Source organism: Pedobacter flavus (genome assembly GCF_036324285.1).
In the GTDB taxonomy this organism is placed as follows: Bacteria; Bacteroidota; Bacteroidia; order Sphingobacteriales; family Sphingobacteriaceae; genus Pedobacter; species Pedobacter flavus.
Window position 1 is genome coordinate 1,159,842 of the sequence record NZ_JAZDQU010000001.1, and the last position, 23,705, is coordinate 1,183,546.

The 23,705-nt window shown below is 33.7% G+C and carries 23 protein-coding genes; 8 read left to right on the forward strand and 15 right to left on the reverse strand.

The features are described 5' to 3' along the window. Position 1: 1 nt before the first annotated feature. From rnhB to VRU49_RS05355, 3 genes are read left to right on the forward strand one after another with little or no spacing between them, the layout of a single operon-like run. Positions 2-604: a ribonuclease HII gene (gene rnhB / locus VRU49_RS05345; protein WP_330145753.1), complete on the forward strand. Its 603-nt coding sequence runs from the start codon at positions 2-4 to the stop codon at positions 602-604. A gap of 53 nt (positions 605-657) precedes the next feature. Then, positions 658-1,734 (forward strand): glycine cleavage system aminomethyltransferase GcvT, encoded by a 1,077-nt coding sequence (gene gcvT, locus VRU49_RS05350; protein WP_330145754.1) that lies wholly within the window; start codon positions 658-660, stop codon positions 1,732-1,734. 17 nt (positions 1,735-1,751) lie between these two features. Beyond that, complete coding sequence (locus tag VRU49_RS05355; RefSeq protein WP_330145755.1) at positions 1,752-2,465, forward strand: 2-phosphosulfolactate phosphatase; 714 nt, start codon at positions 1,752-1,754, stop codon at positions 2,463-2,465. An 8-nt stretch (positions 2,466-2,473) separates the two neighbouring features. On the opposite strand, the gene VRU49_RS05360 is transcribed toward VRU49_RS05355, so the two are convergent. Continuing rightward, positions 2,474-3,280 (reverse strand): patatin-like phospholipase family protein, encoded by an 807-nt coding sequence (locus VRU49_RS05360; RefSeq protein ID WP_330145756.1) that lies wholly within the window; start codon positions 3,278-3,280, stop codon positions 2,474-2,476. Positions 3,281-3,435: 155 nt separating this feature from the next. On the opposite strand from VRU49_RS05360, the gene VRU49_RS05365 reads away from it, so the two are divergent. Further along, the gene (locus tag VRU49_RS05365) at positions 3,436-5,073 is read left to right on the forward strand and encodes an NAD+ synthase (protein ID WP_330145757.1); all 1,638 of its coding nucleotides are present in this window, start codon (positions 3,436-3,438) and stop codon (positions 5,071-5,073) included. Between the two features lie 2 nt (positions 5,074-5,075). On the opposite strand, the gene lnt is transcribed toward VRU49_RS05365, so the two are convergent. Genes lnt through rsmI form a run of 3 tightly spaced genes read right to left on the reverse strand, consistent with a single transcriptional unit; the run spans position 5,076 to position 8,015 of the window. Continuing rightward, a complete protein-coding gene (lnt, locus tag VRU49_RS05370) occupies positions 5,076-6,713 on the reverse strand; it encodes an apolipoprotein N-acyltransferase (RefSeq protein WP_330145758.1) in 1,638 nt (545 codons plus the stop codon). After that, positions 6,713-7,312 carry a PH domain-containing protein gene (locus VRU49_RS05375; protein WP_330145759.1) on the reverse strand — a complete coding sequence of 200 codons (600 nt, stop codon included), beginning with the start codon at positions 7,310-7,312 and terminating at the stop codon, positions 6,713-6,715. The genes lnt and VRU49_RS05375 overlap by 1 nt, the downstream gene beginning before the upstream one ends. Then, positions 7,299-8,015 carry a 16S rRNA (cytidine(1402)-2'-O)-methyltransferase gene (rsmI, locus tag VRU49_RS05380; RefSeq protein WP_330145760.1) on the reverse strand — a complete coding sequence of 239 codons (717 nt, stop codon included), beginning with the start codon at positions 8,013-8,015 and terminating at the stop codon, positions 7,299-7,301. Before rsmI ends, VRU49_RS05375 begins: the two co-directional genes overlap by 14 nt. Before the next feature lie 135 nt (positions 8,016-8,150). Here rsmI and serS point away from each other — a divergent pair, with 135 nt between their 5' ends. Next, positions 8,151-9,422: a serine--tRNA ligase gene (serS, locus tag VRU49_RS05385; RefSeq protein ID WP_330145761.1), complete on the forward strand. Its 1,272-nt coding sequence runs from the start codon at positions 8,151-8,153 to the stop codon at positions 9,420-9,422. 70 nt (positions 9,423-9,492) lie between these two features. On the opposite strand, the gene VRU49_RS05390 is transcribed toward serS, so the two are convergent. Both VRU49_RS05390 and VRU49_RS05395 read right to left on the reverse strand, forming a co-directional pair. Next, positions 9,493-9,807, reverse strand: a complete 315-nt coding sequence (locus VRU49_RS05390) for a hypothetical protein (protein WP_330145762.1) — start codon at positions 9,805-9,807, stop codon at positions 9,493-9,495. Positions 9,808-9,887: 80 nt separating this feature from the next. Next, a complete protein-coding gene (locus VRU49_RS05395) occupies positions 9,888-10,595 on the reverse strand; it encodes an SIMPL domain-containing protein (RefSeq protein WP_330145763.1) in 708 nt (235 codons plus the stop codon). A gap of 215 nt (positions 10,596-10,810) precedes the next feature. Here VRU49_RS05395 and VRU49_RS05400 point away from each other — a divergent pair, with 215 nt between their 5' ends. The 3 genes from VRU49_RS05400 to VRU49_RS05410 all read left to right on the forward strand — a co-directional run bounded on the left by VRU49_RS05400 (position 10,811) and on the right by VRU49_RS05410 (position 14,266). Further along, positions 10,811-12,313 (forward strand): DUF2271 domain-containing protein, encoded by a 1,503-nt coding sequence (locus VRU49_RS05400; RefSeq protein ID WP_330145764.1) that lies wholly within the window; start codon positions 10,811-10,813, stop codon positions 12,311-12,313. Further along, on the forward strand, positions 12,288-12,941 hold the full coding sequence (locus tag VRU49_RS05405) for a PepSY-associated TM helix domain-containing protein (RefSeq protein WP_330145765.1): 654 nt from the start codon (positions 12,288-12,290) through the stop codon (positions 12,939-12,941). The genes VRU49_RS05400 and VRU49_RS05405 overlap by 26 nt, the downstream gene beginning before the upstream one ends. Before the next feature lie 74 nt (positions 12,942-13,015). Continuing rightward, positions 13,016-14,266 carry a DUF2130 domain-containing protein gene (locus VRU49_RS05410; protein WP_330145766.1) on the forward strand — a complete coding sequence of 417 codons (1,251 nt, stop codon included), beginning with the start codon at positions 13,016-13,018 and terminating at the stop codon, positions 14,264-14,266. Here the strand turns inward: VRU49_RS05410 and VRU49_RS05415 are convergent. The 9 genes from VRU49_RS05415 to VRU49_RS05455 are packed head-to-tail and all read right to left on the reverse strand — an operon-like array spanning position 14,263 to position 23,703. Further along, entirely contained in the window at positions 14,263-15,129 is an 867-nt protein-coding gene (locus VRU49_RS05415; RefSeq protein WP_330145767.1) for a sugar phosphate isomerase/epimerase family protein, read from the reverse strand. The two genes, VRU49_RS05410 and VRU49_RS05415, sit on opposite strands and share 4 nt — an antisense overlap. A 4-nt stretch (positions 15,130-15,133) precedes the next feature. Then, the gene (locus tag VRU49_RS05420; protein ID WP_330145768.1) at positions 15,134-16,018 is read right to left on the reverse strand and encodes a hydroxypyruvate isomerase family protein; all 885 of its coding nucleotides are present in this window, start codon (positions 16,016-16,018) and stop codon (positions 15,134-15,136) included. After that, entirely contained in the window at positions 16,011-17,249 is a 1,239-nt protein-coding gene (locus VRU49_RS05425) for an MFS transporter (protein WP_330145769.1), read from the reverse strand. Before VRU49_RS05425 ends, VRU49_RS05420 begins: the two co-directional genes overlap by 8 nt. A gap of 34 nt (positions 17,250-17,283) precedes the next feature. Next, positions 17,284-17,958, reverse strand: coding sequence for a 3-keto-disaccharide hydrolase (locus VRU49_RS05430; protein WP_330145770.1), 675 nt, complete (start codon positions 17,956-17,958; stop codon positions 17,284-17,286). A gap of 9 nt (positions 17,959-17,967) precedes the next feature. Then, positions 17,968-19,422 carry a Gfo/Idh/MocA family protein gene (locus tag VRU49_RS05435; protein WP_330145771.1) on the reverse strand — a complete coding sequence of 485 codons (1,455 nt, stop codon included), beginning with the start codon at positions 19,420-19,422 and terminating at the stop codon, positions 17,968-17,970. A gap of 4 nt (positions 19,423-19,426) precedes the next feature. Continuing rightward, complete coding sequence (locus VRU49_RS05440) at positions 19,427-19,804, reverse strand: c-type cytochrome (RefSeq protein ID WP_330145772.1); 378 nt, start codon at positions 19,802-19,804, stop codon at positions 19,427-19,429. Then, positions 19,801-20,856, reverse strand: coding sequence for a sugar phosphate isomerase/epimerase family protein (locus VRU49_RS05445; protein WP_330145773.1), 1,056 nt, complete (start codon positions 20,854-20,856; stop codon positions 19,801-19,803). The genes VRU49_RS05440 and VRU49_RS05445 overlap by 4 nt, the downstream gene beginning before the upstream one ends. 1 nt (position 20,857) lies before the next feature. Further along, positions 20,858-22,003: a Gfo/Idh/MocA family protein gene (locus tag VRU49_RS05450; protein WP_330145774.1), complete on the reverse strand. Its 1,146-nt coding sequence runs from the start codon at positions 22,001-22,003 to the stop codon at positions 20,858-20,860. Further along, positions 22,003-23,703 carry a GMC family oxidoreductase gene (locus tag VRU49_RS05455; RefSeq protein ID WP_330145775.1) on the reverse strand — a complete coding sequence of 567 codons (1,701 nt, stop codon included), beginning with the start codon at positions 23,701-23,703 and terminating at the stop codon, positions 22,003-22,005. Before VRU49_RS05455 ends, VRU49_RS05450 begins: the two co-directional genes overlap by 1 nt. Positions 23,704-23,705 lie beyond the last annotated feature (2 nt).

Consider the following 23,705-nt stretch of genomic DNA (forward strand, 5'->3'; position numbering starts at 1 on the left):
CATGCTTTTAAATTGTTATCAACAAGAACTTATAGAAGCTGGATGTGATGAAGCAGGAAGAGGTTGTTTGGTAGGTCCGGTTTTCGCAGCAGCAGTTATTTTACCTAAAAATTTTACTTGTGATATTTTAAATGATTCAAAACAAGTTTCTATAAAACAACGGAATTATTTAAGGGAGAAAATAGAGCAGGAAGCTATTTCATGGGCTGTAGCCTCAGTAGACAACGAGGAAATAGACAGGATAAATATTTTAAATGCATCTTACTTAGCTATGCATAAGGCCATCAATGAATTAAATATTAGACCGAAATATTTAGTAATAGATGGTAATAGATTTAAACCTTATCAGGATGTTCCTCATACTTGTATAGTTAAAGGAGATGGGAAGTTTCTAAATATAGCGGCAGCTTCAATTCTAGCTAAAACCTATAGAGATGATTATATGGAAAAACTATCTCTAGAATATCCCGATTATGCTTGGGATAAAAATAAGGGGTATGCCACAGCTAAACATAGAACTGCAACCTTAAAATTTGGATTTACACCTCATCATAGAAGAACATTTAGAGTAATAGATCCACAACTGGATTTATTTAGCAAATAACACCATCAATATTGGTGGTATTTTTATTACTTTTACCCATTAAATTAATATCAATGAAGAATACTGCATTAACATCTAAACATATAGAATTAGGCGCGAAAATGGTGCCTTTTGCTGGTTATAATATGCCAGTACAATACGAAGGAATTAACGCTGAACACGCTACGGTTAGAAACAGTGTCGGGGTTTTCGACGTAAGCCACATGGGTGAGTTTATTTTGAAGGGGCCTAAAGCTTTAGATTTAATACAACGTGTTTGTAGTAATGATGCTTCTAAGCTTTATGATGGTAAAATTCAATACTCTTGCTTGCCAAATGAAAATGGTGGTATTGTTGATGATTTATTAATCTATCGTATAGATGAACTAACATATATGTTGGTTGTAAATGCAAGTAATATTGAAAAAGATTGGAATTGGATTTCTAAATTCAACACAGAAGGGGTTGAAATGAAAAATATTTCTGATCAAACTAGTTTATTAGCTATTCAGGGGCCAAATTCGACTAAAGCTTTACAAAGTTTAACCGATATTGATTTGGCTAATATGGAATATTATAGCTTTAAAAAAGGAAAATTTGCTGGCATAGATAATGTTTTAATCTCGGCTACAGGATATACAGGAGCAGGTGGTTTTGAAATTTATTTCGAGAACGGACATGCAGAAACTATTTGGAATGCTGTTTTTGAAGCAGGAAAAGAATTTGGTATTAAACCTATTGGATTAGGTGCAAGAGATACTTTGCGCTTAGAAATGGGATTTTGTTTATACGGAAATGATATTGATGATACAACTTCGCCATTGGAAGCAGGTTTAGGTTGGATTACTAAATTCACTAAGAAATTTACTAATTCTGAAGCTTTATTAGCCGAAAAGGAAGCTGGTGTGAAACGTAAGTTAATTGGTTTCGAAATGATTGAGAGAGGTATTCCTCGTCACGGTTATAAAATTGTGGATCAAAATGGAGTTGAAATAGGTGTCGTTACTTCTGGAACTCAGTCTCCATCTCTACAAAAAGCGATTGGTATGGGTTATGTTGAATCTTCTTTTGCAAAGGAAGGAAATGAAATATTCATTCTAATTAGAGATTCGAAAATTAAAGCTAGCGTCGTAAAATTTCCATTTAAATAGGTTAAATAAACTCTTTTATGCAAAAAATTGAAGTTTGTTTTACGCCTGCTTTGTTGGATTTGTATGCAATTGAGGATAGTATTGTAGTGGTTATAGATATTCTAAGAGCTACATCTTCAATGACATACGGTTTGCAGAATGGAGCTAAAGCTATAATCCCTGTTATGGATGTGGAGGATTGCAATGATTATAAAAACTCAGATTATTTATTGGCTGCAGAACGTAATGGTGAAGTAGTAGAGGGTTTTGATTTCGGTAATTCACCTTTTTCTTATACGACAGAAAAAGTTAATGGAAAAACAATTGTATTAACAACTACTAATGGTACTAAAGCTTTAATGCTTGCCCAAGAAAGAGCTTTTAAAGTAGTAGTTGGTTCGTTTTTAAATTTAGAGAGCTTAAGTCAGTGGCTAATACTTCAGCAAAAGAATGTATTGTTACTTTGTGCTGGATGGAAGGATAAATTTAATCTTGAAGATTCGTTATTTGCAGGAGCAGTAGTGAATAGATTAAAAAATGATTTTTCTCATTTTGATGATGCTTCTGTAGCTGCTGAAGATTTATATTTAACAGCTAAGCAGGATTTAAGAGGTTATCTTCATAAATCGTCTCATAGCTCTAGATTAGAGCAATTAAATATTGAAAAGGATGTACAATTTTGTTTACAATCAAATATTTGTACTGTAATTCCTGTCTTAATAAACAGTGAATTGGTCCCTTTAGAAAACTAAAAGCTGATTTATTCAGCTTTTAGTTTTTTTATCAAATCCTGAAGTTTTTCATTCTGCTGAATGGTCTTTAGTGTTTCTTCATAAGCTAACCAATAAACAGTTTCTGCCTTTTTCAGATCAAACGTGTGGATTTCGCCTAATCCTTTAGGTTCAATAAGTACATCACACAAAGTTGCTTTTTGTTCCATATCATGATTAATCGACATGGTTGCAGCTCTAATCAATAAATTGGTGATACCTGATATTTTTTCAACGGCGTTTAAGTGATTACAGCTAGAACCTATAATGAAATCACATTTATTAATCAATGGTTCAACAGGGAAGTTATTTAGTACACCCCCATCTACATACATTTCATTATTGATATTTATTGGTTTAAATATCCCAGGAATACAGCTAGAAGCTAAAACTGATTGTATTAAAGGTCCCTTTTCAAAATAAACAATTTTGCCCGCACTAAAATTCACAGCGGTTATAATTAATGGGATTTTTAGTTTTTCAATTCGATCTTCAGGGAAATAATCTTTAAAAATATTTGCTGTTCTTTCTATATTTATTAAACCAAGCGATCCTAATGCTGGCCTAATAAATTTCCAAAGTTTAGTTTTTGCAAATATTTTTAATCCATCTTCAGGGTCAATACCACCTGCATAAAAGGCACCTGCAATAGATCCTGCACTTGCACCGCTTACATAATCGAAAAATATACCTGCATTATTGAAAGCTTTTAATACACCTAAATGAGCCACCCCACGTATTCCCCCGCCAGATAAAACAATTCCAATTTTTATTTTCTTTTGTTCTTTAATCTCCATTTAAGTAAATCCAATTAAAAAAAATTAAGTTTGCAGCATAATTTATAAACTTAATACATATTGGAAAGTTAAATAAAATAGGTTAATCCTTCATGTTTTAGAAAGATATTTGTTTTGATTATATTAAGTTTTTAGAGAATTTTAATCTATTAGGTATGAAAATAGCACTAGCCCAATTAAACTATCACATTGGTAACTTCGAATTAAATACACAAAAAAATATTTCTTATTTGCAGCAAGCAAAAGCTGAAGGAGCTGATTTAGTAGTTTTTAGTGAGCTTTCTATTTGTGGATATTCGCCACAAGATTTACTAGATTATAGTTCATTTATGGAAGCATGTGAGCATGCTTTATCAACAATAGCTGAGCATTGCGATTCAATTGCTTGCATTATTGGTATGCCCATAAAAAACGAAGTATTAGATGGGAAGGATTTCTATAATGTTGCCCATTTTATTGAGAATAAAAAAATAAAAGCGACCGTAAAAAAGGCATTATTGCCTACTTATGATGTTTTCGACGAGTATCGTTATTTTGAACCTGGAGAAACTTTTAAATGTATTGAGTTTAAAGGCAAAAAAATTGCACTTACTATTTGCGAGGATTTATGGAATATTAATGATAATCCGATGTATGTATCTTGTCCGATGGATACCTTAATTAAGGAATCTCCAGACTTAATGATAAATATAGCTGCTTCTCCTTTTTCCTACTGCCATGATGAAGAACGTAAATCAATATTAAGTGATAACTGTAAAAAGTATAATTTACCTTTATTCTATGTGAATGCAGTAGGTGCCCAAACCGAAATAGTATTTGATGGAGGCTCATTAGTGTTTAATAATGATGGAGCAATAATGGCTGAGATGCCGTATTTTAAAGAAGCTTTGGGTGTTTTTGATGTAGAAGAATTAGAAATTTCAGCTACATTTCCTCCGCAAATTATTGCTGAATCAGATATTTCGCAAATTCATAAAGCATTAATTGTAGGTATTCAGGATTATTTTAGTAAATCTGGTTTTAAAAAGGCAGTTTTAGGGTTGTCTGGTGGAATAGACTCAGCTATAGTCTGTGCATTAGCAGCAGAAGCTCTAGGGCCTGAGCATGTACATGCCATTTTAATGCCTTCTAAATATTCTTCTGATCATTCAATTAAAGATGCTATAGATTTAGTTCAGAATTTGGGTTGTTTACATCAAATTATTCCAATTGAGAAAGCCTCTGAGGCATTTGAAATATCGTTAGCTGATAGTTTCAGAGGTTTAGCGCCTAATTTAACAGAAGAAAATATTCAAGCTCGATGTAGAGGAATTATATTGATGGCCTTGTCCAATAAGTTTGGATATATTCTCTTAAATACCTCTAATAAAAGTGAAGTTTCTGTTGGTTATGGAACATTGTATGGAGATATGTGCGGTGCGATGGGTGTAATTGGAGATGTATATAAAACCCAGGTGTTTGAATTAGCAAAGTACATCAATAGGGATCGTGAAATTATTCCAATAAATACAATCGTTAAACCACCATCTGCTGAACTTAGACCTGATCAAAAAGATTCTGATTCCCTCCCAGAATACGATTTGTTAGATAAACTATTGATGGCTCATATTGAGCATAAAAAGGATAGAAAGCAGCTTATTGAAATGGGTTTTGATAAAGATTTGGTAGCTAGAATCTTAAAATTGGTGAACATTGCTGAATTCAAAAGATTTCAAGCGCCACCAATTTTAAGAGTTTCCCCTAAAGCCTATGGTATGGGTAGAAGGGTACCTATTGTAAGTAAGTACATTTAGAATTAATGAGTAGAATATTTGCGTTTAAAATGTTTAAATATTCCAATAATTAAGCCTAAAAATGTAAATAGTATTCCAATTCCAGGGATTATATCGCCATTTTTAGCGTAAAATGTAATTTCATTATTGAGGTTTATATCAGCATTAATAGCCTCTCTTTTCCACCATTCTGTATGATGGGTTATATCTCCTCGCTGGTCAATAATTGCTGAAATACCTGTATTAGCAGATCTTACTACAGCTCTACGCATTTCTATTGCCCTAAGTTTAGCATAAAGAAGGTGTTGATCCTTACCAGAAGTATTCCCCCACCATCCATCGTTTGTAATTATGGTGATAAATTGTGCTCCATTTCTAACGGATTGTCCAATCCAATTTCCCCATAAACTCTCATAACAAATTACAGGTACAGTACCTATACCACTTTGTGCATAAAAAACGGAAGGTTCATTTTGCCAGCCCCATCCACCAACTGAGCCTCCCAATTTAGCAAATACGGGTTTTAAAAATGCAAATAATGTAGGGAATGGTAGTTTTTCTACTCCAGGAACTAATTTAGATTTATGATATATATCTACCTCAGCAGAATTTTCAATCTGAACTGCGGAATTAAAATTATCGACATACATGCCCATATCTTTAATATATTTTGCAGAAGGAGTGGCCTCATTTGGGTACCATTTAATTGTTTCGGCGCCTGTAATAAGTGTTCCATTCTTATATTTTGATAAGAAATTTTGGGCCCTAATAAATTCTCGATTGTTTCTTATTTGATCTTCATCGGCGTAATTGGGTAATGCAGTTTCTGGCCAAATAAAATATTCAGTATTGCTGTGAGCTACACTGTCCGAAAGTTTTATTAAGGTTTCTAATTGGTCATAAGCTGTTAAAGAACCAAATTTTTCATAAGGATCTATATTTGGTTGTACCACTACAACATTAGAGGGATTAATGGATTCTTTATAGTTTGTATATTTTATTAACGAAAATATAATTGGCAAAATTATGAAAGCAATACCTCCGATTAATTTTTTATAATTAAGCTGTTGTTTAGTTTTGATGGTAATAATTAGCCAACAAAGAAATAAATTACTTAATAAAATCCAAACTGTTCCACCGTAAACGCCTGTGTATTCGTACCATTGTGCAAGTTGATGGAATCCTGCAAATCCATTTCCTAAAGTCATCCAAGGAAAGGCTAAATCCCAACTCTGTTGTAAATATTCGGCAGAAATAACTAAACTTATAAAAATCCCAACTCTTATAATCCTAACGAAATATTGTTTTAGTTTATAACTCACCCAATATGCTGATGCAATGAGAAAAGGACCTAGGGCATAAGGAATAAGAGAAACAAATAAAGAAATAATAGAACCTCCAAAACCTGTATTGTAGGCATTTATAGCATTATAAATCCAATAAACACTTAAAACATTAAATACGAAGAACGTAAAAAAAGTTAATCTAAAAATACTCTTTGTAGGTTTAGGTTCATTAGATTTTGCGACATCGTCTAATGCAATAAATAGTGGGACCAATGCTACTAGTAATAATGGAGATAACCAATTAAAAGGAGGCCATGCTAGAAATAATAGGATGGAACTTAAACCAGCATAGCTATAACGTTTTTTTGTAGACATTATAAAGAATCTAAAATATCAGCTTTTTTAGCTTCATATTCATCAATAGTTATTAAACCCTTATCGAATAAAGTTTTTAGTTTTCTTAATTTTATTGTTGTTTCATCTTCTTCAATTACAGAATCAATTGAAACTTCTACCACAGGAATAGGCTCTTCTACTTGCGTATTTACTTGTACAATTGGGTTTTTTAAAGCGTCTTGTGCTTCTTTATATCTTTCTAATTGCTCATTTACTGCCTGGTGAAGCTTTCTAGCTTGTACTTTTGGAATATATTCTGTGACGATATTTTCACCATGAGTAGGTACGCAGATAAATTTTGAACCAAAGAACTCTTCTTTAAAAGAAACTTCTTTAATATTTTTCCAGCTAATATCTTTGAAATTCATGGTAAGCCCTAAATTACCCGGACTGCAATAAAATATTCTCTTATTAGTTATTGCAATACTGTCTGGCAATAAAGTTACTGCAGGCTTTTTTTGTACCGCTAAATATTGGATTTCTTCACCAGTAGTAATTAAATCCATTAATTTGTGAATTACTTTTTCAACAGTTTTTGGATCTTGGTCGTCCAATAAAAAATTATCAATCGATGTCATTATATGTTTTATTTTTTTTGTCCTTAGTAGGAATAAATCCAGCAATGCAAATTACGAATTCTCCTTTTAAAGTATTGTTTTCGAAATGTGATTTTAATTCAACAACTGTTCCTCTAACAGTTTCTTCAAAAAGTTTAGTTAGTTCTCTACTAACTGATCCTTGTCGGTCTTCACCAAAATATTGAGCAAAATCTTCTAAAGTTTTCAGTAACCGATGTGGACTTTCATAAAAGATCATTGTTCTTTCTTCTGTCGCTAATTTTTTTAATAAGGTTTGTCGCCCTTTTTTAACAGGTAAGAATCCTTCAAAAGTAAAACTTTCGGAAGGTAATCCTGAATTTACTAAGGCAGGAACAAAGGCGGTTGGACCAGGTAAACATTCTACATCAATACCTTCTTTTATGGCTGCTCTTACTAAGAAAAAACCTGGGTCTGAAATGGCTGGGGTTCCAGCGTCTGATATTAAGCCTACGGATTTACCAGCTAATAAAAATTTAATAATTTCCTGGGTAGCTTTATGTTCGTTATGTTGATGATGAGAAAATGCTTTTTTATCAATCTCTAAATGCTTTAGAAGAGAGCCACTTGTGCGTGTATCTTCAGCTAGTAAAATATCAACCTCTTTTAATATTCTAATTGCACGTAAAGTAATATCTTCTAAATTCCCAATTGGAGTAGGAATCAAATATAATTTTCCTGACATTTTAAATTTTACAAATATTTCTAGGTTAAAACTGCATATTAAATTCTTAAAAAAGCTTAAAAATTTATCAATTTTAAATATTTAAGCATTTTTTCTTTTCATATAACTAAGGTATCTTTGTGAAAATTTAATTATATGTTGCAAGTTAACTATATCCGCGAAAACAAAGAGAAAGTTTTAGAGCGTTTGGCTATTCGTAATTTTGATAAGCCCGAACTTATTGACCTTATAATTTCCATTGATTCGTCGAGGAGAAAAGTTCAAACGGATTTAGATGCTTTAGCTGCAATTGCCAATGCATCAGCTAAGGAGATTGGAGATTTAATGCGTACAGGGCAAAAGGAAGCTGCAGAAGTTAAGAAAGCAGAAACTACACGCAACAAACAATCTATTCAAGAATTAGGTTTAGAACTTGAAAAATTAGAGAAAGAATTATTTGACTTAGTTGTACAGTTACCCAATTTACCTCATCACTTGGTGAAAGCGGGAACGAGTGCTGAGGATAATGAGATTGTAAAAGTGGTGGGTTCGCCAAGTAATTTGGCTGCTGAAGCATTACCACATTGGGAATTGGCTGCAAAATATGATCTTATAGATTTTGAACTTGGTGTAAAAATTACTGGAGCGGGTTTCCCGGTTTACAAAGGAAAAGGCGCTAGGTTACAAAGAGCTTTAATTAATTATTTCTTAGATCAAGCAACTGCTGCGGGATATAAAGAAATGCAAGTTCCTCATATGGTAAACGAAGCTTCTGGTTTTGGAACTGGACAGTTACCTGATAAAGAAGGACAGATGTATCATGCTCAAGTAGATAATTTATATTTAATTCCTACTGCCGAAGTACCAGTTACCAATTTATATAGAGATGAGATAATTAAAGAAGAAAATTTGCCTGTAAAAAACACAGCTTATACGCCATGCTTTAGAAGAGAAGCCGGGTCTTATGGAGCTCATGTTAGAGGATTAAATAGATTGCATCAGTTTGATAAAGTAGAATTGGTACAAATAGTACATCCTGAAAAATCTTATGAGGTTTTAGAAGATATGAGTAATTATGTGCAGGGTTTGTTAGAAAATTTAGGTCTGCATTTTAGAGTATTACGTTTATGTGGTGGTGATATGGGATTTACTTCTGCTATGACCTATGATATGGAAGTATGGAGTGGAGCTCAACAACGTTGGTTGGAAGTATCTTCAGTTTCGAACTTCGAAACTTTTCAAAGTAATAGATTAAAACTTCGATTTAAGGGTAAAGAAGGTAAGGCACAATTGGCCCATACTTTAAACGGAAGTGCATTAGCGCTACCAAGAATTGTAGCTTCGTTATTAGAAAATTATCAAACGCCAGAAGGAATTGTAATTCCTGAAGTGCTTAGACCTTATACAGGTTTCGATATTATAAATTAGGAAAATGAAAAAGGCCTTTTATTGTTAAGAGGCCTTTTTTATAGTATTTAAGTTCTATTTTTTTGGATGGCTATAATATCAGAATTAGCAATAATATTATAATGATAATTGCAGCAAAAGATAGATAAATACCATCGCTAATATCTCTTGCTTGTTCCTTTAAATCTTTTAGTTCAGATCTTAAGGCTTTTCTTTCTTCCTTAGTTAAATTAGATTTATCCATGTTTCGGATTTCTTCAACTCTATTAACTATCTTATCTAATTTTACCTTTTGTTCTGCAGTAAGTTCAGTAGGTTTGTTTGCTTTCTTATCACTAGCTATTGCAGGTGTTATACTGAAAATTAATGCTGAAACCAATGTGAATGCGTAAATGAATTTTCTCATAATGTTTAATTTATAAGCCTATAACAACAATGCCCTTGAGATTGTTTTTCCCAAGGGCATTTTCTTGTTTTTTAATTTCTTTATTTGATTTCGAAAATCACATTCATCGTAAATTTCAAGGTTATTTTTTTTACTTCAATTTCTGGCGCTTCTAAAGTTACGGCCTCGGAAGCTCTTGCAGTTGAAGCTACAGCCATTGTTTTAAAGTCGTTGCCATAATAGTTTACCTGTTCCTGAATATCTAATGGATCACCTAATTTACTTCCAATAGCCTCTAATAATGCTTTCGCTTTAGCTTGTGCATCTTTTAGAGCCTTTATCTGTAAGTCCTTTTTAATTTCTTGAATGTTGCTATGGTCATAACTTTCTATATAAGTGTTTTGAATTCCTTTTGCATCAATACCATCTAAGATTTCATTGTATTTATATAGGTCATTTAGCTTTAATCTATATTGTTTACTCGCTAAAAAATCTGGGTTTTTAGTCTTGTTGTTATTAAAATAATTCCAGCTACTTAAATTGCTAATGGTTAGATTTTCTTTTGGAATTCCAGCTTTTAATATGGCGTTGTAAAGTTGTGTCTCTAGCTCAGTAATCTCAACTTTCTTCTTGTTGTTATTGTCTTTAAAGTATTCTCTTAAAGAAATATTAACATATATTATGTTCGGCGTTAGTTCTAATTCTGAACTTCCACTTACTGAAATTTTTCTTCTTAAATCTGCTTGTTGCTGTGCCATACCCTGCACGCTAATAAATGCAGTTAGTAATATTAAAAATATTTTTTTCATACTTTGTAGTTAATGTGTTTAATAAATAGATGTTCTTAATTTTAATATTCCATAAATTGTATTTATAATTTTATGGAATTGAATTTTAAATTCAAGTTAAAGTTAGAAAACTAATTATTAATTGCTGAGGTAACATATTTCTTTTTAATTTGTTTTAAAAAATTATTTGGATTAATTCTAAATAAGTTGTCTATTTGTACTAAATAATTAAAGCTATGAAAAACTATATTGCTCAAGGAGCTTGTTTTTTCCTTATAATTCTTACTCTTTCATCTTTTGGATCAGCAAGAAAGACAAAAATTTATACAAGCAATTATGAAAATGTTTTAGGAACTTCTTTAGAAATAAAGATTCAGTCAATAAATGATAAGATTGCAGAAAAATCTGAAAAGGCGGCATTAATAGAAATTGACAGATTAAATAAAATTCTAAGTAGTTACGATCAGACAAGTGAGTTTAAATTATTTGAGCAAACATTTAAAACTCCTGTAAATATATCTACAGAATTATTTGAAGTATTAGAGCTATTCAATAAATGGCAAAATACCACTAATGGGGCTTTAAATCCAGCTGCAGAAACTATTTCTAAAATTTGGAAAGCGGCATCAATTTCAAATCAGTTACCGCAAACTTCTGAATTAAAAGAGGCTGTAAATAAAGTTACTGCATTACATTGGTCTTTAAATAAAGCTAATCAATCTGCTACTCATTTAACTACGACACCCATTGCACTTAATTCATTTGTGAAAAGTTATATAATTAACAAAGCTGCACAAGCTGCATTAAAAGTTGAAGGGGTTGATGGAGTAATTATTAATATTGGAGGGGATATAGTTGTAAGGGGGAATATGAACGAGTTAATAGGTATTAGCAATCCTTTTGCAGATGCTGAAAATGATGATGCATTAACTGTATTGAGAATTAAGGATAAAGCCATTGCAACAAGTGGAAATTATAGAAGGGGATTTAAGATTCAAAATAATTGGTATTCACATATAATTGACCCAAGAACAGCACAACCTGCAAGTTCTGTTGCAAGTGCTACCGTAATTGCAGATGATGCAACAACAGCTGGGGCATTAGCCACTGCTTTTAATGTGTTGGATGTAAATGAATCTATGGCGTTAGCAAAGAATTTTCCAAATGTGGAGTATTTAATTGTAGATAAATTCGGAAAATATAGCTTTAGTAATGGTTGGAAGGATTTAGAAATGAATAAATTGGAAATTTCTAAAAGTGGGATGGAAAGGGAATTAAATAACTCAAATTTTGAGACAATTATTAATTTTGAGTTGGCATTAATAAAAGCGCAACGTGTTTATCGACCATTTGTTGCGGTCTGGGTTGAGGATGAAGATAAGCATCCTGTAAAAAATATCGCCGTTTGGTACAATAAAGATAAATGGTTGGCAGATTTAAAAAATTGGTATAGAGCTTATGGAGCAGAGTATAAACTACCTGGAGGTCCGGTTCAAAGTACAACAAGTGCAACTAGAGCACCTGGGAAATATACCTTAAAATGGGATGGAACTGACGATCAGAAAAAGCCAGTTAAAAACGGTACCTATACCATAAATATTGAAGTTGTTAGAGAGCATGGTACTTATCAAATAATTTCAAAAAAAATCACATTAAATAATAAACCTCAAACCTATACTTTCTCACCAAATGAGGAGGTAGCTTCAGCATCAATTGAATACAGAAAGAAAACCAAATAATAGAGGAAACCTTCAAAATAAGAGTAAGGAGAAATCTAAGCTAAGGCGAATTACTGCAACATCATCTAGATGGTTACACATTTATTTGTCGATGATAAGTTTCGCAGTGCTACTATTTTTTGCAGTTACTGGATTAACCTTAAATCATCCAGATTGGTTTGCTGATCAGCAATCAACTAACGAAATTAAAGGCAACTTAAATGTAAACTGGGTAAATAATATTGATACCAGCAAAATTTCTAAACTTGAAATAGTAGAACATTTAAGAAACAAGGAGAAAATAAAAGGCGCTTTAAGTGAATTTAGAATAACTGAATATGAATGTTCAGTTTCATTTAAGGGACCAGGCTATTCTGCTGATGCTTATATCAGTAGGGAAGATGGGGTTTATTCTATAACAGAAATTAAAAGTGGATTTGTTGCAGTTTTGAACGATCTCCACAAAGGTAGAGACAGTGGGAAGAACTGGGCAGTTTTAATAGATATTTCGGCTATCATGATGACTTTGGTGTCGCTTTCAGGATTAATCTTAATATTATTTATCAAGAAAAAAAGAACCAACGGATTATTAATAGCTGTTGTTGGCGCAATTTTGTGCTATATCATTTATAAGCTATTTGTTCCTTAAATACTAACCATTTTTAGGTCTCCTTTATAATCATTAACTTTAATACCCTCTAACGAAGGTTTAAAATAAAATTGATGTCTACAGAAATTAAGTGCCCAAATTGCAATCATGTATTTCCTATTGAGGAAGTTATGGCCGAAGATTATAAACGAGAACTTCGCGATAAAATGGTAGAGTTTACCAAAAAAAAGGAAGAAGAGTTTAAACAAAAAGAAGCGCAGTTTGATTTAATTAGAAAGCAGCAGGAAACAGAGTTTAATGTGAAATTGGCTGCCGAAAAGGAGGCATTACAGAAAACCATTGAAGAGAATATTAGAAAGAATATTGCTTTAGATTATGAGCAAAAATTAAAACTGCTTGAACAAAACAATTCGGATAATCAGGAAAAGTTAAAATTGGCTCGAGAGAAGGAAATTGAGTTTTTAAAGAAAGAACAAGAACTTAAAAATAAAGAGTCTGAATTAGAACTTCAGTTGCAACGAAAATTATTAGAGCAATCGGAGCAAATAAAGGAGCAAATTTTAAAGCAAGAAGCCGAGAAAAATAATCAAAAGGAGACGGTTCACCAATTACAATTAGCTGAATTAAAAAAGCAATTAGAAGATCAAAAGAAGTTAGCTGATGAAATGAGACGCAAGGCTGAACAGGGTTCTATGCAATTGCAGGGTGAAGTTCAGGAGTTAATTTTGGAAGATTTATTGAGAAATACATTTCCGTACGATCAGATTTCGGAGGTTGAAAAGGGCGTTAGGGGGGCAGATTGTACACACCATGTTAGAAACCAATTTGGGGTAGATTGCGGGGTAATTATATATGAGAGTAAGCGTACCAAGGAATTTTCTAATGAGTGGATAGAAAAGTTAAAAAAAGATATGCGCGCTCGTGGAGCTGATGTTGCCGTTATAGTTTCTAAATGTTATCCGAAAGGGATGGATTGTTTTGGGGAAAAGGATGGTGTTTGGATTTGTTCATTTGAAGAGGTAAAAGCAGTTTCTTATATGCTTAGAGAAGGGATTATTAAACTTTATAATGCTACAAAATCTCAAGAAAATAAAGGCGATAAAATGCACATGCTTTATGATTACCTTACAAGTAATGAGTTTTCTGAACAATGGAAAGCAATTCGTGAAGGATTTATGAGTATGAAATTGTCCATCCAAAAAGAGCGAGATGCTATGGAAAGGTTATGGAAATCGAGAGAAAAGCAACTTGAAAAGGTATTGTTAAATGCCGCTCATATTAGAGGTTCAGTAGAAGGAATTGCTGGCTCAGATAGTATTCAGTTAAGCCTAACTGACGAGGATGATACTATGTTTCTGGACTAAACTATCTTTTTTAAATAATCTAAGCTAGTTTTTATAGAACCCATTGGGTCAGGAACATAATTGGTTTCTTGTTCTACAAAGGCATGTTTTAATCCAGAATTTTTCGCTTCTTTAAAAAGTGAAACAAAATCTATAGTTCCATTACCAATTTCGGTGTTGTGGTCTATGTTGGTTTTAGACATATCTTTAACATGCCAAAGTGGAAATCTTCCTTTATGTTTTCTGATAAAACCAATTGGATTTACATTAGATCTTGCTGCCCAATAAATATCTAGTTCAAAATGCATTAAGTTGGGGTCTGTTTCTGAAAGTAAAATTTCTAAACCAGATAAGTCGCCAAACTTTTTGAATTCAAATTCATGGTTATGGTAGGCCAACTTCATTCCAGCTTTATTACAAAGTTCGCCAGCTTTGTTAAAAGTATTGGCATGTCGTTTATAATCATCAGCTGTCTTTCTATACCTATAATCTAAATAAGGGATAGTGATATAGGTGCTTTTTAGATCAGCACTAGCTTCAATAAAGCGTTCTATTTCTGTTAATGAACCATTTTTAAAAAGTGTATCTACACCTAAATGATTACTTGGGGCAATCATGCCATAATCCTTTAAAAGTGTAGAAAATTCTTTTGCAGTTAGTCCGAAAAACTTATTGTTTGGACTATAATCAAAAGTTTCAACAACTCTATATCCAATTTGGCTTGCTTTGGCAATAATATTTTTAATATCCTTTCCAATTACATCCCTTACGGTGTATAATTGTAAGCCAACCATGTTTTTTGGAGCAGCTTTAGCCCAAAAGGGTAATGATACCATTCCGGCACTTAAAAGCGATACATTTTTTATGAAACTTCTTCTGTGCATAATCTTAGATGTCACATATTTCTATTGCCTTCTTTAAAGAAGCAATTTTGTTTGCCTCTTTTGGAATAAATTCTTGGGCAACATATCCTTTAAATCCTGTTGCAAAAATGGCACGCATAATGGCTGGATAATAAAGTTCTTGTTGGTCTCCAATTTCATTTCTTCCAGGAACTCCAGCTGTATGGTAATGGGCAAAATACATATGGTGTTTTCTAATATTAGCGATTACATTTCCTTCATCTATTTGCATATGATAAATGTCATATAATAGCTTAAAGTTTTCCGAACCCACACGTTTGCACAATTCTACTCCCCAAGCAGAAGTGTCACATTGATAATCTTTATGGTCTACTTTACTATTTAATAGTTCCATAACGAGTGTTACGCCATATTTTTCTGCTATTGGGATTACTTTTTTTAATCCTTCAGCACAATTATTCCAACCCTCTTCGTCTGTTTTTCCTCGTTTATTTCCACTAAAGCAAATTAAACTTTTGTAGCCTGCTTCTGCAACTTTGGGTATCATTTCAGCATAATTCTTAATTAGTGTTGGATGAAATTTAGGATCGTTCCACCCATCCACTAAATTAATTTCAGCACCATTGCAAAGTGAAGAATCTAAGCCATGTTTTTTCAGAATAGGCCAATCTTCCGGACCAACCAAATCTATTGCTGTTATGCCTATTTTTTTAGCTTCTATACAAAGTTCCTCAACTGTAAGACTGCTAAAACACCATCTACAAACAGAATGGTTTATATTCCCTTTTCTAGTAGTTGAGCTATCGGCCGCAAAACTTTCTAATGGCGCAGAAATTACGCCAGAAAATCCTGCGACTGCTGTCCCAGTTATAATGGTTTTTAGTGCATTACGTCTATCAACTTTAGTCATTTATATTAGATTTAGTGATTTTTTTATCTGAAAAACTTAATGCAAATAATAAGAATACTGCAAAAGCTATACCGGCTGGAACTGTCCACACCATTTGCCAATTTGTTGATCCATCTACAAGTTTATAATTATCTGTTATAAATCCTGCAACTTCGAAACCAATTAACATACCCACGCCATAAGTTGCTAGTGTAATTAAGCCTTGAGCAGCGCTTTTGTACTTCTCACCAGCCATACTATTGGTATAAATTTGTCCTGAAACAAAGAAGAAATCATAGCAAATACCGTGTAATGCAATACCTAAAATCAGCATAATGCTTAAATCTCCTGCATTCCCATATGCAAATAGCATATATCTTACTGCCCAGGCTAACATGCCTACTAAGATTGTTTTTTTAAACCCAAAACGTTTAAAAAATAGAGGGAGAAAAAGTAGGAATAAAACCTCTGAAGCTTGACCGATTGTCATTTTTCCAGTAGCGTTTTCCATTCCTATTGATGATAAAAATAGATTGGCATTTTGATAGTAAAATGCTAATGGGATACAAATAAGAACAGAACTCACGAAGAATAATAAGAAATTTTTATCCTTAAGTAATTTTAAGGCATCAAAACCTAATAATCCACCAATGCTAACAGCTTCTTCTTTCGACACCTTTGGTGGTGTTTTAGGGAGGATAAAACTAAATAATCCAAGTGCTAAGGACGCAATACCTGCCATAGCAAAAGTGTTTTTTAACAATCCAACTTCTGCTGATGCTTGGGCATCCCAATGAAAGTAAAAACTAATTAATAGACCTGCTGCAATCCATCCTAAAGTTCCCCATATTCTAATAGATGAAAAATCTTTTTCAGGGTCATTCATTTGATTAAAAGAAACTGAATTTACTAAGGCAAGTGTTGGCATATATAAAATCATATAGGCTAATACGTATGGATAAAACATAGAAATATCAGTAGCATTGTACATTTGATACATTAAGAATGCGCCAATTAAATGTAAAACACCTAAGATTTTTTCTGCATTAAAATATCTGTCTGCGATTAATCCAATAATAAATGGAGCAATAATAGCTCCCCAAGATTGGGTTGAAAAAACAGATGCGGTTTGTGAGCCGGTGGCTGATAAATTGGTAGATAAAAAAGTTCCCAATGTTACAAACCATGCTCCCCAAATAAAAAATTCAAGGAACATCATAAAGGATAGTTTGAAACGAATACTCGAATTCATACAGTTTAGTTTAGTTGGTTTAGGTTTAGTTGGTTTATAGTTCTTTTATTTGGATATTCCTGAACCAGACTTCATCGCCATGATCTTGAAGTGCAATTTTACCTGATTTAAAAGTTCCAAAACCAGACCATTTAGCGAATTTGCTTCCGTCTAATAATTTTTTCCAGTTATCGTCCCAAAGCGTAGTTTTTACAATAGATTTTCCATTCATCTTAAACTCCAAATTTCCTTTATTGCTAATAATTTCTACTTTGTTCCATTCGCCAACCGGCTTAACTGGTTCCGAAGAACTTTGAACTAAATCGTATAAGTCGCCCGCTCTATGCTTAGTAATTTTTCCATCTGCATGGCCATCATTATCTAAAATTTGCATCTCTGGACCTGTACTATAAGTTGCTCCATATTTTTTAGGGTCTTCATGAACATAAAATATAATACCACTATTGGCTTTTGGAGAAACTTTCCATTCTAGTTTTAAATGAAAATTGCTGTATTCTTTATCCGTAACAATATCTCCGCCATCCTTTTCTTTAGGGTCGAATCTTAGTACACCGTTTTCTGCCTTCCATCCTTTGGTGGCATGAGATTTTCCATAAGTATGCCATCCATTGGTAGTTTTTCCATCAAATAATTTTACCCATCCGCTTTGCGAAAAAGCCGAATATGAAAGAGCCATTAAAGCACAAACACTAAATATTTTTTTAAACATAACTTTAAATTAAACGCCTAAAGTATATCCATTACGATAGGTTCTTTTTACAAATTGATTTACTTCATCTAAATTAGTTACTCTCATATTGTCGTTATCCCACAATAATTTTTTATATCGACCAGGATAAGAGATTTTCCCATCGGCTCCAACTCTTTGAACATCAGCTCCTCTAATAGCTAGGTTAGCCATCAATAAAGCTTCTGTAAGTGGACCAGCAATTGAGAATGGTGAACTTAATTCATGTTTTCCATAACCAGCAATACATGCTTCTACCCATTGTCTATAATGCCCATTTGATTGATCTTTAACGCGTGCGAATTTTTGTGGAACATTTATAGATGCATTTTTAGAAAGTGGTAATAATCTTGGGTTTGCACTATAAGTACTGGCCATCATTTTTCCTTTGGTACCAATAAAAAGTGTTCCGTTACCACCATCACCAAATACTTCATCAGCCTCTAATTCTGCTGGACGTTCAGGTTGAATTCCTCCATCCATCCAATGAACTTTAATATCACCTTGAGTTTTATTTGTTTTAGGGAATTTTAGAATAACGTGACTAGAAGGCGGGCAACTATCAGGGAAATATCCGCGTTTAAATTCATCTACATATACAGAACCAACGCTGGCTTCAACTTCTGTTGCATATTTTAAATTAAGCACACTGAACGGCGCTTCTAATAAATGACAACCCATATCGCCTAAAGCCCCAGTCCCGTAATCCCACCAACCTCGCCAATTAAATGGCACTAATTTGTCTACATAATCTTTATAAGGTGCAGTTCCTAACCATAAATCCCAATCTAGTTCTTTTGGAACTTCTGCTTTATTTGTTGACCATGGAATACCTTGTGGCCAAACAGGTCTGTCTGTCCATGCATAAACAGTATGCACATCACCTATTAATCCGGCGTCATACCACTCTTTCATCAACCTTGGCCCATCATTAGAAGCACCTTGATTACCCATTTGAGTAACCACTTTATATTTATCAGCTGCTGCGGTTAAAATTCTTGCTTCATAAATATCATGCGTTAAGGGTTTTTGAACATAAACATGTTTACCTAATTGCATAGCTCCAAGTGCTTGAACTGCGTGGTTATGGTCTGGTGTTGAAACAGAAACGGCGTCGAAATTCTTATGTTCTTTGTCATACATTTCGCGCCAATCTTTATAAAATTTAGCTTTTGGAAATGCTTTAACACTATTTGCTGCTCTTCGGGTATCAACGTCACACAGGAAACCAATATCGGCTTTGCCAGATGCATAAAAACTTGCAATATCTGATTGACCTTTTCCACCTACACCCACTCCTGCTATAATTAATCTGTCGCTGGGTGCTAAAAATCCAGGACCTCCAAGAACATATCGTGGAACGATCATAAATGATGCTGCCGCGATAGTCGCATTTTTGATAAATTCTCTTCTGCCAGAAGGGGCAGGCTTATTAGTTTCCTTCATGATTCTACTTTTTTAAAGTCAGTATATATTTAACCATTTCTTTAGATTCTTCGCTCGTAATATTTGGATGAGGAGTCATAGGTACTGTTCCCCATACACCTTTGCTACCATTTATAATTCTCTCAGATAGCATATCAATGTCTGATGCAGCATATTTGGCAGCAATGTCTTGATAGGAAGGTCCAATTAATTTGTTCTCAACAGAATGACAGCCAATACAATCAGATTTAGCAATTAATTTTTGCCCTGGGTGCATTTCTGAACTAGAATTAGATGTGTTAACTGTTGAAGTTGGTTCCGGAATAGTAGATTTTTCTTCTCCACCGCCACAAGCCAACATAAATAAAGCAGCTGTACAAACTATCGTAATTGATTTTTTCATTTTAATCCTAATATATTTTTATTTAAGTTTTTGTCTCCTTTAGCTGCTGCAAAATCATCAAATGCTTTTGTCGCAACTGGAATTATATGTTTTTTGATAAACTCTGCGCCTTCTTTTGCGCCTGTTTCTGCATCTTTTATACAACATTCCCATTCCATTACCGCCCAACCTTTAAAGTTGTATTGTGTAAGTTTACTGAATATTTTTTTGAAATCAACTTGTCCGTCTCCAGGCGAGCGATATCTACCAGCTCTATTTGACCAATCTTGGTAACCACCAAAAGTTCCTTGTTTGCCTGTTGAATTAAACTCTGCATCTTTAACATGAAATGCTTTAATTCTTTCATGAAAAAAATCTATATACTGTATATAGTCTAATTGTTGAATTACAAAATGTGAAGGATCGTACAATAAACATGCTCGAGGATGTTGATTTACTTTGTCTAAGAATAACTCATAAGTAGTACCATCGAAGAGATCTTCTCCTGGATGAATTTCATAGCAAAGATCAACACCAAATTTGTCGAACTCATTTAAAATAGGCGTCCATCTTTTTGCCAATTCAGTAAAACCTTCTTCAACTAAACCAGCTGGTCGTTGTGGCCATGGATGAAAAGTATGCCATAATAATGAGCCACTAAATGTGGCATGAGCGTTTAAACCCAGATTGGATGATGCTTTTGCAGCATACTTTAGTTGCTGAATAGCCCATTCTGTTCTTGCAGTGGGATTGTTTTTTAATTCTGCAGGTGCAAAAGCATCGAAAAGACTGTCGTACGCTGGATTTACAGCGACCAATTGTCCTTGTAAGTGTGTAGAAAGCTCTGTTATTTGTAGCCCATAACTATTTATTTTGCCTTTCAGTTCATCGGCATAAGTTTTACTCTCAGCAGCTAATTTTAAATCTATAAACCTTGCATCTAAAGTAGGCATTTGGATTCCTTTATATCCAAGGTCGGCAGCCCATTTACATATACCATCTAAGGTGTTAAACGGAGGTTTTTCATCTATAAATTGAGCTAAAAATATAGCGGGTCCTTTTATAGTTTCCATGTTAAATTTTAAAATTATACCACTTTTCTGAAGATTTTCCTGAAGCAATAACATTTTCTATAAAAGCCATTCCTCTTAATCCTTCTTCAATTGATGGGAAATTATTAACTCTTTCATTATTAGGGTAGTCTAAATAATTATTTAGGCTAACACTAAAATTCCTATAAATATTTGCAAATGCTTCTATATATCCTTCGGGGTGACCTGCGGGTGTTCTGGAATTTAACTTTGATTTTTCGCAATTATAAGGCATACCAGTTCTATAAACTTGACTAGGGGCATCTGACCATTTTAAGATTAAAGAATTGGGTTCCATTTGGTGCCATTCTAGTCCACCTAATTCGCCATATACACGTATGCTTAGTGCATTTTCTTCACCTGCTGCAATTTGAGAAGCGATTAATACCCCATTTGCACCATTGTTAAATTTCAATAAAACATTACCATCATCATCTAATTCTCTGTTAGGCACTACAATATTTATATCGGCACAAATTTTTGTGATTTCTAATCCAGAAATATATTCTGCAAGATGAGCTGCATGTGTACCAATATCACCCATACAACCACTTATCCCACTTTTTGAGGAATCTGTTCGCCAATTAGCTTGTTTGTTATTAATGGCAGAACTTAACCAGCCCTGAGGATATTCTACAATAATTTTTCTTATCTGACCTAATTTACCTTGTTCAATTAAGTGCTTTGCTTGTTCTACCATTGGATAACCCGCATAGGTATGTGTTAAGCACAGTAGGAGTCCAGTTTCTTTAACCTTTTTATGCAGCTGTTTTGCTTCTTCAAGCGTTAGCGTTATAGGTTTATCAATAACCACATGAAAACCATATTCTAAAGCCATTAATGCAGGTTTAAAATGCGCGAAATTGGGTGTTACAATAGAAACAAAGTCCATTTTCTCACCTTCAGGAAGTTGAGATTCTTGGATAATCATTTCTTCGAAAGTATCGTAAGCTTTGTGGTCTTCCAGAAATAAGGATTTTGCGGTGATTTTAGAGTTTTCTGGATTGCTACTAAATGCTCCACAATGTAACTCAATAAGTCCGTCTAACTGTGCTGCTATTCTATGTACGCCTCCAATAAAGGCTCCTTGGCCACCGCCAATCATTCCCATTTTAAGCTTTCTATTCATTAAAGATTCATTTTTTTAAGTTCTTTTACTGCGTAATCACATGCGCGTGCAGTTAAGGCCATAAAGGTTAATGAAGGATTTTGACAAGCAATAGAAGGCATACATGAACCATCTGTAACAAAAACATTTTTTACTTCGTGCATTTGGTTCCATCCATTAAGAACAGAAGTTTTAGGATCTCTACCCATTCTTGCAGTTCCCATTTCGTGAATAGCCATACCTGGTGTAGAGCCGTTATCGTATGTGCTGATGTTTTTAATTCCTGCTGCTTCAAGCATCTCTGCGGCATCATTCATCATGTCGATACGCATTTTCTCTTCATTTCCTTTGAAACTGCAGTCTATAGCTAGAACATACTGACCCCATTTATCTTTTTTAGTTTTATCGATGTAAACTTTATTTTCATAATAAGGTAGCGCTTCGCCAAAACCACCTAATCCCATACTCCATCTGCCTGGTTTAGTGTTCAAATCTTTAAAGTCGCCACCAAATGCCAGCTCGGCAATTTCTTTATGCCAGCCAGATCTACTAGCTCCACCTTGGTAACCAAATCCTCTTACGTAATCTCTTTTGTCGTTTCCAATGTTTCTATATCTTGGAATATATATACCATTTGGTCGTTTTCCATATACATATTTATCCTCAAAGCCTTCCGCTTCTCCAGATGCTCCACATCTAAAATGGTGGTCCATTAAATTATGACCAAGTTGTCCACTTGCATTTCCTAATCCATTTGGATGTTCAGCAGATGTAGAATTTAACAATAAGAAAGTAGTTCCCAATGTAGATCCGTTGAGGAATAGAATTTTTGCATAAAATTCCATCGTTTCCATCGTTTCGGTATCTATAACTCTAACTCCTGTAGCTTTTTGCGATTCCTTATCGTAAATTACTTCTGTTACCAATGAAAATGGACGAAGGGTTAAATTACCAGTTGCAACAGCAGCGGGTAGGGTAGATGACTGAGTACTAAAATAAGCACCAAAAGGGCATCCTCTACTACATAAATTTCTGTATTGACAATTACCTCTTCCAAGATGTTCAACCGTTAAATTGGCTGTTCTCCCGATGGTCATTATTCTTGTTTTTTTGTAGTGCTCCTCAATTCGTTTCTTTACGGATTTTTCTACACAATTCATTTCCATTGGTGGTAGAAACTTACCATCAGGGAAATGAGGATAATTTTCTACGGAACCACTAATACCTGCAAATTGCTCTACATAGTCGTACCATTTTTCGATGTCTTTATAGCGAATTGGCCAATCGGTACCATGACCATCACGTAAATTATCTGTAAAGTTTAAGTCGCTTAAACGATAGCTTTGTCGGCCCCACATTAAAGATTTACCACCAACATGAAACCCTCTATACCAATCAAATCTTTGAACTTCTGTATAAGGACATTCCAAATCGTTTACCCAAAAACTTTCATTAAATTCTGAGTAAGGATAATCCCTCATTTGGACTGGATGAGAGGCTTTTTGAGCTTCTGTAAGCTTACCCCTATGTTCAAACTCCCAAGGCTTTTTCATAGCCGTGGTGTAATCTTTTATATGTTCAATGTTTCTTCCACGCTCTAGTAATAATACTTTTAAGCCTTTTTCGGTAAGTTCTTTTGCTGCCCATCCGCCACTAATTCCAGATCCTACTACAATTGCGTCATATGTATTTTGTGAAGTTGCTTTTAAGTTTAGGTTCATTT